General features: G+C 70.8%; 8 protein-coding genes and 1 pseudogene. 4 read left to right on the forward strand and 5 right to left on the reverse strand.

Translation table 11 applies throughout. The annotated features are described in order from the left end of the window. A partial coding sequence (locus ACFPIJ_RS33535; RefSeq protein ID WP_380121107.1) for an MFS transporter occupies positions 1–699 on the reverse strand: 699 nt, incomplete at its 3' end. 241 nt (positions 700–940) lie between these two features. On the opposite strand from ACFPIJ_RS33535, the gene ACFPIJ_RS33540 reads away from it, so the two are divergent. Both ACFPIJ_RS33540 and ACFPIJ_RS33545 read left to right on the forward strand, forming a co-directional pair. Next, complete coding sequence (locus ACFPIJ_RS33540) at positions 941–1,816, forward strand: LysR family transcriptional regulator (protein WP_380121109.1); 876 nt, start codon at positions 941–943, stop codon at positions 1,814–1,816. Positions 1,817–2,061: 245 nt separating this feature from the next. Continuing rightward, positions 2,062–2,847, forward strand: coding sequence for a hypothetical protein (locus ACFPIJ_RS33545; RefSeq protein ID WP_380121112.1), 786 nt, complete (start codon positions 2,062–2,064; stop codon positions 2,845–2,847). Positions 2,848–3,121: 274 nt separating this feature from the next. Here ACFPIJ_RS33545 and ACFPIJ_RS33550 read toward each other — a convergent pair whose 3' ends face one another. The 3 genes from ACFPIJ_RS33550 to ACFPIJ_RS33560 form a co-directional block, all read right to left on the reverse strand. Next, entirely contained in the window at positions 3,122–3,814 is a 693-nt protein-coding gene (locus ACFPIJ_RS33550) for a ZIP family metal transporter (RefSeq protein WP_380121114.1), read from the reverse strand. A 103-nt stretch (positions 3,815–3,917) separates the two neighbouring features. Continuing rightward, complete coding sequence (locus ACFPIJ_RS33555) at positions 3,918–4,424, reverse strand: DUF1269 domain-containing protein (protein WP_380121116.1); 507 nt, start codon at positions 4,422–4,424, stop codon at positions 3,918–3,920. 293 nt (positions 4,425–4,717) lie between these two features. Continuing rightward, positions 4,718–6,277, reverse strand: a complete 1,560-nt coding sequence (locus tag ACFPIJ_RS33560) for an amidohydrolase family protein (protein ID WP_380121118.1) — start codon at positions 6,275–6,277, stop codon at positions 4,718–4,720. 201 nt (positions 6,278–6,478) lie between these two features. On the opposite strand from ACFPIJ_RS33560, the gene ACFPIJ_RS33565 reads away from it, so the two are divergent. Next, positions 6,479–7,105, forward strand: coding sequence for a ClpP family protease (locus tag ACFPIJ_RS33565; protein ID WP_380121120.1), 627 nt, complete (start codon positions 6,479–6,481; stop codon positions 7,103–7,105). Further along, positions 7,102–7,719: an ATP-dependent Clp protease proteolytic subunit gene (locus ACFPIJ_RS33570; protein ID WP_380121122.1), complete on the forward strand. Its 618-nt coding sequence runs from the start codon at positions 7,102–7,104 to the stop codon at positions 7,717–7,719. Before ACFPIJ_RS33565 ends, ACFPIJ_RS33570 begins: the two co-directional genes overlap by 4 nt. Before the next feature lie 434 nt (positions 7,720–8,153). On the opposite strand, the pseudogene ACFPIJ_RS33575 reads toward ACFPIJ_RS33570, so the two are convergent. Beyond that, positions 8,154–8,423, reverse strand: a pseudogene (locus ACFPIJ_RS33575) (helix-turn-helix domain-containing protein); the annotation flags it as partial. Positions 8,424–9,006 lie beyond the last annotated feature (583 nt).

Raw genomic sequence — 9,006 nt, forward strand, 5'->3', positions numbered from 1 at the left:
GAGGAAGGCGACGTTGCCGACCGCTGGACGCAGTGCGAGGCCGAGCAGGAGCCGGTCCCGGACGACGTAGGAGGCCCCGGTCCGTGCTTGGCGGAGCAGTGACTCGCGGGCTTCAGGTACGGGCCGGGGCATGGGGGGCAGTGACCGGACGAGCAGTGCGGAAAGCGCGAACGACACCGCGTCGGCGAGCAGCGGGACCGCGCGTCCGAGTGCGAGCAGGGCGCTGCCGGCGGGTGGTCCGGCGAAGCCGGATGCGGCGGTTTGGGTGCCGCGGAGGCGGGAGTTGGCGCGTTGCAGGAGTGTGGGGTCGCGGCGGAGCAGGTCTGGTAGGTAGGCGGTGGCGGCGGTGTCGAAGAAGAGTCCGCCGAGGCCGAGGAGGAAGGCGAGGGCGGCGAGCAGTGGAACGCTCAGGACGTCGAGCATGGCGGCGGCTGCGGGTATCGCGAGGAGTACCGCGCGTGCCGTGTCGGCGATCCACATGGTGCGCCGCCGGTCCCAGCGGTCCACGAGCGCGCCGCCGAGTACTCCGAACAGCAGCCAGGGTAGTGTCCCGGCGGCGGTGACGACGGCGAGTGCCATCGGGTCCCGCGTCAGGGTCAGTGCGAGCAGTGGTAGTGCGGCGTGGGTTACCCCGTCGCCGAGCGAGGAGATGGTCTGCGCGGTCCACAGCCGCCCGAACCCGGTCGGCAACTTCTGCATGTCCGAGGTCACTCGGCGACCCCCTCGACCTGCTGGCATCGGTGGTGTCCTGGTCCCAATATCGATCGTGGTTTCGCTCATGGACCCACGATCGTGCCCGCCACCTGGGCGGAACAACGCAAAAGATCGAACCGCCGCATAAGCCACCGGTTATCGTTCGGCGTCGAAGCCGTAAGCTTCCCCGATCACGCAGTTCAGGGGCAGGATCCGCACGCGCGGTGACCGGAGGGGAGGCGGCCTGGTGGAGCTGCGCGACATCGAGATCTTCCTGGCACTGGCCGAAGAGCTCCACTTCGGGCGTACGGCCGAACGCCTCCGCGTGTCCCAGGCGCGGGTCAGCCAGTCGATCAAACAGCAGGAGCGCCGGATCGGCGGTGCCCTGTTCGAGCGGACCAGCCGCAGCGTGCGGCTCACCCCGCTCGGTGAGCGGCTGCGCGACCGGCTCGACGCGGGCTACCGCGAGATCATGGCCGGCATCGACGAGGCCGCCTCCGCCGCTCGCGGACAGGTCGGCACCCTGACCATCGGCACCTTCGACACCCACCACCGGGAGATCGCGGCCGTCCTCGACCTGTTCCGGCAGTGGCATCCGCGATGCGAGCTGCGCATGCGCGAGATCCTCCCCTCCGACCCGTTCGGCGGGCTGCGCGCGGGCCGGGTCGACATCGGCCTGCTCTGGCTGCCCGTCCACGAGCCCGACCTCACCGTCGGGCCGGAGCTGTACACCGAGCGGCTGGTGCTGGCCGTCTCCTCCGCGCATCCGCTGGCCGGCCGGGACCGGGTCGAGATGGAGGACCTCGGCGATCACCTGGTCGTCGACCTGGAGGGTCCCGTTCCGGACTACGTGTGGCAGGCGCACACTCCGGCCGTGACACCGTCCGGGCGGCCCATCCGGCGCGGCACCACCGCGGCCACCCTCGAGGAGGCCCTCACGGCGATCGGCGTCGGCGGCGTCGTGTCCCCCGTCGGGTCGTACGCGGCCGCCTCCCGGCAGCGTCGTGACCTCGCATTCGTGCCCATCACCGACGGCCCGGTCCTGCGGTACGCCCCGGTGTGGCGCAGCGCCGCAGAGACCACACTGGTCCGCGCCTTCGTCGACGCCGCCAGAGGTGGCTGACCTGCGCTGTGCGGCTGGACCGGTGCAACGGCATTGGCGTGATTTGCCTTGGGGTGTGCTCGGCATCGGTGACGTCCAGGTCCAGGGACACGGCGGGCCTTCCGGTCGCGGCCGAGGGCTCCATCCCGTTGTGATGCAGAAACTGATGGTAATCAGGCGCGCCGTGCCGCTGTGGCCAGCCGAGCGGGCACCGCCCGCAGCGGCCGGCGGGTTAGGCTTCGCGCCACTCGACCTGGGAGGATCCGGTGGCTGGCGGTGCGCTGCGGACGTGGGTGGTGATCGCCTGCACGCTGATCATGGCGACGGCCGGTGCGACCGCTGGCTCCTGGTACGGCGGCCGCGATTCCAGGCCGCTGCCCACTGACACCCGGGCGATCGAGTTGGCGGCGGAGTTGCTGCCGGGGGTCGATCCCACAGATGGGACCCAGCGGCGCGACTATGGGTACGGGTTCGCGCTCGGCGATGATGACTTCGGCCCTGGGTTCGTCGAGGTCGGCTACGCCCCGCCGGAGCAGGGTCAGGCAGCGGCGACGAACGCGGATTGCGGGTTGTCGCGTCAGTCGCAGGCCAACGCGTTGCTGCACGGCTGGCGCAACCTGCACCGCACCATGGCGGGGCCGTGCGAGGAGTGGACCGCGGAACGCGGCGACCTGGCCGTCGTGTTCAGCACCGACGGCTTCGGTTCCTCGTTCACGTTTCACCGGGCGGCACCGGCCGGCCTCGGGCTTGCCACGCTGGCCGGGGCGCTTCTCGGCGCGGCGGCCGGGGCGCTCGCCGCCATGCTGCTGACGCGCCGGCCCCGCCCGCTGCTGGCGCTCGTCGTGACGCTCGCGGCGATCGGGCTGCTCCCCGGCATGATCTTCGGGGCGATCGGCATGGTGCTCAACGTGCGGCAGTCGCCGGCCCTGCCGTTCTGGACGGTGTGGCCGTCGCTGCTGTTCATGTTGGTACCGCTGTGGCTGCTCCTCGCTGCCCTGGTCGGCATCGGTCGGTTCGTGGGGACGCGCCGCCAGGCACCGAGCGGCGGCTGACCCGAGCCGGTGACGCGGAGCATCTCCTTCCATCAGCGGAGAGGCCACCAACGCGCTGCATGGTCTGCTACCTTCCGGCCGTGCTGCCCGGCCCTGATCCGCCGGTGGAGCCGGCCGACTGCGTCGCGCTGGCCGAACGCCTCGTGACGCTGCCGTTTCCACCGGCGGCGACCGCAGCTGACGATTGGATCATCGGCCGGGCAACGAGCGGGCCCGACCGTCACTTCGCACGGTCGCCTCGAGTGAAACGAACCAGCCGTCGCCGGCGGGAGCTTCAGTCCAGCGTTGTGAGGAAGGCGGCGATCGCGAATCCCAGCGCCGTCAGCAGCGCGATCCGGCGACCGCCCCGGCTGAAGGCCTCGGGCATCATCGAGTCGGCGAGCATGGTCAGCACGGAGCCGGCGGCGAGCGCCTGCACGTAGCGTCCGTCCACGTTGGAGAGGTGCGACGCGAGGGCGTAGCCGAGGATGGCGGCCAGCCCGGAGCAGGCGACGATGGCCGCCCAGAGTCGATAGATCCAGGCAGCGGAGTGGGTCTTGCGCAGGTCGGCGGTCGACGAGAGACTCTCGGGCACGTTCGATACAAGCACGGCCACGAGGAAGCCGATGCTGACGTTCCCGCCGACGGCCACGCCGACACCGAGAACGATGGACTCCGGGACGCCGTCGAGCAGTGCGCCGAGGGCGATCGACACTCCCGCGCCGGACCCGGTCGCCGATCGACGTTCCAGCACGCTGTCCAGACCGTAGAAGACCAGGGCGCCGATGCCGAAGTTGACCCAGATCAGCCAGTCGGCGACGTGGCTGGTGGGTATGAGTTCATAGGCGAGCGCTGCCACCAGTGCCCCGGCACCGAAACCCATGACGTCGCCCACGACCTGTGGCGGCACTCTGACCGTCAGTGCGACGACGGCCCCGATCAGCAACGACGCGGCCGCAAGTATTGCCCACGCCCCAGCTGCGATCATGGGATCAGTGAGTGGACCGTCGACGGCATGTGGGCACTACACCCGTCACGGCCGTCGACGGTCCAACACGGTGCTCCAGGTTTCCGATACCTGCGCTCGTGCATTACGCGGGTGTCAGATGCAAGGCCTGGATGGCGTCGCGCAGGCGCTCCTCCGCCTCCATGCTCAGGGAGCTGCGGAGCAGTTTGCCGCCGAACTGGTACGGCGCCATCTCCGCCATGACCTTGTCGACGGTGACCTGGTCGACGAGCAGGAACAGTGCCGCAGAGCCGGGCTGCATCGCTGCGCCGACGTCTTTCATGAACTTGTCGTCCACCCCGACGTCGGTGGCCTTTCCAGCAAGCGCACCGGCGCCCGCACCGATTGCCATACCGAGGAAGGGCGCGAAGAACAGCAGCCCGATGAGGCCACCCCACAGGGCCCCACCAGCAGCTCCGACACCGGTCGCGCTGGTCCCCTGATGCAGCCGGATCTTGCCGTCGGGACCAACGTCCACCACGGCGGCGTCGCGTACGGTGATGAGTCCCTGCCGCTGCAGATCGATGATCTTTTCCCGGGCGGCGTTGGCTGTGGTCAGGTCGCGGTATCCGATTGCAATCAGATCGCTCATGATGCGTCCTCTCAGATTGCCGGTTGACGGCCCAGTCCTTCTGCGCCGATCAGGTGAGGATTCTGGCTTCGCCCGTTTGAGCTCAGCGTCGCTGTTGACGCGTGTCGGTGCAGCTCGGCGAGTTGGTCAGCTCCCAGCTGCAACGGTCTTCATCTCGCCGCCGAACCGCCTCACTCGGAAGGAGTGACGATCGTTGTGGCGGGCAGTCGAGCGTGACGCTGGGGTGACGGGGTAGGTGGTCGCCGCTCTCGCCTGGATTGCGCCGGTTCGAGTGGCGATGAACGTGCCGGCCGTCACGCGGCGGCGTGGCGAGGCTGCCGTGCCGGGGCGCCGTGGCAGGCGCAGGCGGCCGAGGCGGGGACGGCGCCGGTCGGCGTGGCGGCGCGAACGGTGGCCTCGATGTCGGCGAGCATCCGCCGGCGGGCCGGCGCGTCGATGAGGTGACCCCGGACGAACACGCTGTCGATCCTCGTGGTGTTGGCGATGTCGCTCAGCGGGTCGGCGTCGAGCAGGACCAGGTCGGCGACCAGGCTGCGGGCCGGCTCGAGGGTGGCCGCCCGCAATGCCTGCAGCGGCGTGAGACCGGCCCGCACCAGCCAGCGCAGTTCGTCGTGCAGGGCGAACCCGGGCAGCAGGTACGCGGTGCCGAGGTCGGTCCCGGTCATCAGCGGCACGCCCGCCTTCGCCAGCTCGCCGGCGAGGCGCAGCCGGCGGTCGAACAGTTCCCGGCGTTCGGTGCTCTCCTGTGCGGTGCGACCCTTGAGGTAGATGCTGTCGGTCGCCCACTGCCAGTACGCCAGCATGTCGGCGCTGGCATACCGGAACCGGGGATCGTCGCGCGGCACGTCCTGGGGGACGTCGCAGGTCCAGTGCACGCTGAGCGTCGGCGTCACGTGGGTGCCGTTGCGGGCCAGCCGCTCGAAGACGCGTGCCGCCTTGCCGCGGTCGTAGCTGCGGGCCGCGGCCAGCTCCAGCGGGTGCAGCTTGGTGAACCAGCCGGCGTAGTCGCCGCCGTCGATCGGGGTCTGCGCGATCCCGCGGCGCAGCCGGTCCTCCTCGCTGGAGGTGTCGTACCAGAATTCGAAGAGGTGCTCGATGCTGTGCAGCCCGGCGTCGCTGGCCTCGGCGAGCTGGACGAAGTCGGGGACGTGCCCCAGGAACCGCACGCCCAGCCGCCTGGACTCGGCCGCGATGGCGTGGAATGCCTCGCGGGTCAGGCGGGTGTACGTCTTGATGAACTGCGCGCCGGCCGTCACCTGGTCGCGCACGGCCGCACGGGCCTGCGGGGCGTCGGCCACCGCGAGGTACGGGATGCCGATGCCCTCCCACAACGACGGCGAGCCGTCGACGATCGCACTGCCGATGGTCCACTGTGGACCGAGGCGGCCGCCCGCTGCGATCTCCCGGCGCCACGTGACGGCGGCGTCGCTCGCCGACATCTCACGGGTCGTGGTGACGCCGTTGACGATGTACAGCTCCGGGTCGGCGGGGTCGATCCCGACGGCGTGCGTGTGCATGTCGGCCAGACCCGGGATGAGGTACCTGCCGCGGCCGTCGATCGCCCGTGTGCCGTGCGGCACCGGCACCCGGTGCAGGTGCCCGGCGTCGAGGATGCGGCCGCCCCGGATGAGCACGGTCTGATCCCGTCGCGCACCGCCCGCGTCGACCGCCGTGACCCCGGTGACCGCGATGAGATCTGCGGCCCCGCCCGCGGCCGCCGAGGTTGTCGGTGCGGCGGCCGCCGCACCGGACCCGGCGGCGCCCGCCGGGCCGGAACCGCTCAGCCCGGCCGCCGCACCTGCCAGACCCGCCGCGCCGGCCAGGACCGTACGCCGCGACAACACCTTCGCCATGATTGCTCCCTCGTCGTGACAACTCGTCACCGACAATGCTCGCGGCGACGAGGTGCCGCGTCAGTGGTGGTTGCACCTCAACCGGGGTGGGGCCAGCGCTACCGCCGCATGGTCCGGCTCTGCTGACAGCAGATGCGCTTGGTCCTGAGCGTCCGGCGATCCCATGGTGGATCAGGAAGACCGGACGCGAGGGAGAACGCCATGCAGTACGCCACAGGGCTCACCGCGATGCACGCGGGGACGCTCGACGACCAGGTTGCCGCCCAGTTGCTGTACCAGCGGATCATCGTGCTCGGCACGGAGGTCGACGACCAGGTCGCCAACCGGCTGTGCGGGCAGCTCCTGCTGCTGTCGGCGGAGGACCCACGCAGCGACATCAGCCTGTACATCAACTCACCCGGCGGGTCGGTCAGCGCCGGTCTGGCAATCTACGACACGATGCGGCTGATCCCGAACGATGTGAGCACCCTCGCGATGGGGCTGGCCGGCAGCATGGGGCAGTTCCTGCTGTCGGGTGGTGCCCCAGGCAAGCGGTTCAGCCTGCCGCACGCGCAGATCCTGATGCATCAGGGCTCGGCCGGCTTCGGCGGCACCGCGGCCGATGTCGAGATCTACGCCGAGCAGCTGGAGCGGATCGGCACCACCCTCGTCAGGCTGATCGCCGAGCACAGCGGGCAGCCGGTCGAGACCGTCGAGCGGGACAGCCGCCGCGACCGCTGGTTCACCGCCGAGGAGGCCCTGAACTACGGGCTCATCGACCACATCCTCGAAGAGGTGGCCGACGTCCGTCCCGCGGTCGCGCAGCGGATGGCGGGGTTGGGAGCATGAGCCAGTACACGATCCCGACGGTGGTGGAGAAGACACCGACCGGCGAGCGGGCGTTCGACATCTACTCGCGGCTGCTCTCTGAACGCATCATCTTCATCGGCACCGAGATCGACGACGGCGTGGCCAATGTGGTCATTGCCCAGCTGATCCACCTGGAGTCGGAGAACGAGCAGGAGATCGGGCTGTACATCAACTCGCCCGGCGGCTCGTTCAGCGCGCTCACCGCGATCTACGACACGATGCAGTTCGTGCGGTGCGACATCTCGACGATCTGCGTCGGGCAGGCGGCGTCGGCGGCCGCGGTGCTGCTCGCGGCGGGCACGAAGGGGCGGCGTTCGGTGTTGCGGCACGCGAAGGTGACGCTGCACCAGCCGTCGAGCCAGGCCCGTGGCACGCTGCCGGACCTGGCCGTGCAGGCCAAGGAGCTGGCCAAGGTCCGGGCCGAGATGAACGAGATCCTCAGCGAGCACACCGGGCAGCCGGTGTACAAGATCCGGGCCGACACCGACCGGAGCATGACGCTGTCCGCATCCGACGCGGTCGCCTACGGCATCGCCGACCAGGTCGTCACCAGCCGCGCGGCCCGCTCCCTGCAGCTGGCACAGGCGAGCTGACCCCACAGACCGGCCGGCGGTGATGGTGTGGCCGGCCCACCATCGCGGGTGGTCGACCACCGGGGGAGGTCGACCACCCGGTAGGCGAGGCAACCGGACGCGTGCCGCAGCACCCCGGCCGGGACGGTGCCCTGGCACCGCTCTCCGGCGGCGGGCCGAAGGACCCGGGCAGGACGGTGCCCTGGCACGGCGATCCGGTGGCGAGCGGCACGACCCCGGCTGGGCCGCTGCGGGGAACGGTGCCCGGGCGGGTGGGCAGGCGGCGAGGAGCTTCAGCCCTCCGGTCCGGCGCGCCGGACGGTGCCCGGGCACGGCGGTCAGGCGGCGAGCAGCACGACCCCGTCGGGCCGCTGCGTGGGACGGTGCCCGGGCGGGGCGATGGCACCGTGCAGCCCGACCATCCGCAGGTGGACGACGGGGGTGCGGTCGTCGAGCAGATCGCGCCCCACCTCGGCGAGGAGGTCGGCGAGGTCGATGCGCAGGGCGTCGCACACGGCGGCAAGCACCTCGGAGCTGGCCTCCTTGCGCCCCCGCTCGACCTCGGACAGATACGGCATCGAGACGCACGCGTCGCGGGCCACTTCGGCGAGGGTGCGCCCCTGTTCGAGGCGGTGGCGGCGCAGCACATCCCCGACGAGCGTGCGCAACAATGGCCGGGTGCGCCGCCCACCGGCGCCCCCGCCAAGGTGTGCCACGTCCGACATCGGCTCACCATACCCACCACACGGGCCGCGCCAGAACCCGCGCGAGTGCGGTTCCGCCGGAGGCGTAACCGTCACGGGCGCCGGTTTCAGCAATCCACCGGGTTGGCGACAGTGGGCGTGACCCTCGGCGCAGTCGCAGCGGGACCCGGTTGCCATCGCGGCAGCGAGTTGGCTACTCTCGTCGCAGTAGCCGCCGAGTGCGGCAATCTCATGCGGGTCGACGTGCGCCGATTTTGTTGCAGTTCTTGCACGCGCGCTGGCCGCCGACCCGCAGTCTCCTGAATCGCCCGCACGGCCGGACCAGGCCGCAGATGGTGGCGATCGGATCACCGCGAATGCCGCAGCACCCCGTAGCGGGTGCGGTGCCGGTGCGTCCGCGGGCCGGCCACCGTGCCTCAAGTCCGCCAGTCCAGGCTTGTCGAAAGGAATCCCGTTGAGCGACACCACCGACGTCACGTCGGACATCAAGGGCACCGGCAATGCCGAGCTCAAGCTCGACCGGAAGATCGCCGACCGGCGCATCTTCCCGGCGATCGACATCGACCCGTCCGGCACCCGCAAGGAAGAGATCCTGCTGGCGCCC

It is taken from the genome of Dactylosporangium cerinum, assembly GCF_042653625.1.
Taxonomy (GTDB): domain Bacteria; phylum Actinomycetota; class Actinomycetes; order Mycobacteriales; family Micromonosporaceae; genus Dactylosporangium; species Dactylosporangium cerinum.

Excerpts from the sequence above, each read along its gene's own strand:
- ACFPIJ_RS33550 (WP_380121114.1), bottom strand. The coding sequence starts at position 3,814 with ATGATCGCAGCTGGGGCGTGGGCAATACTTGCGGCCGCGTCGTTGCTG.
- ACFPIJ_RS33555 (WP_380121116.1), bottom strand. The coding sequence starts at position 4,424 with ATGAGCGATCTGATTGCAATCGGATACCGCGACCTGACCACAGCCAAC.
- ACFPIJ_RS33560 (WP_380121118.1), bottom strand. The coding sequence starts at position 6,277 with ATGGCGAAGGTGTTGTCGCGGCGTACGGTCCTGGCCGGCGCGGCGGGT.
- ACFPIJ_RS33565 (WP_380121120.1), top strand. The coding sequence starts at position 6,479 with ATGCAGTACGCCACAGGGCTCACCGCGATGCACGCGGGGACGCTCGAC.
- ACFPIJ_RS33570 (WP_380121122.1), top strand. The coding sequence starts at position 7,102 with ATGAGCCAGTACACGATCCCGACGGTGGTGGAGAAGACACCGACCGGC.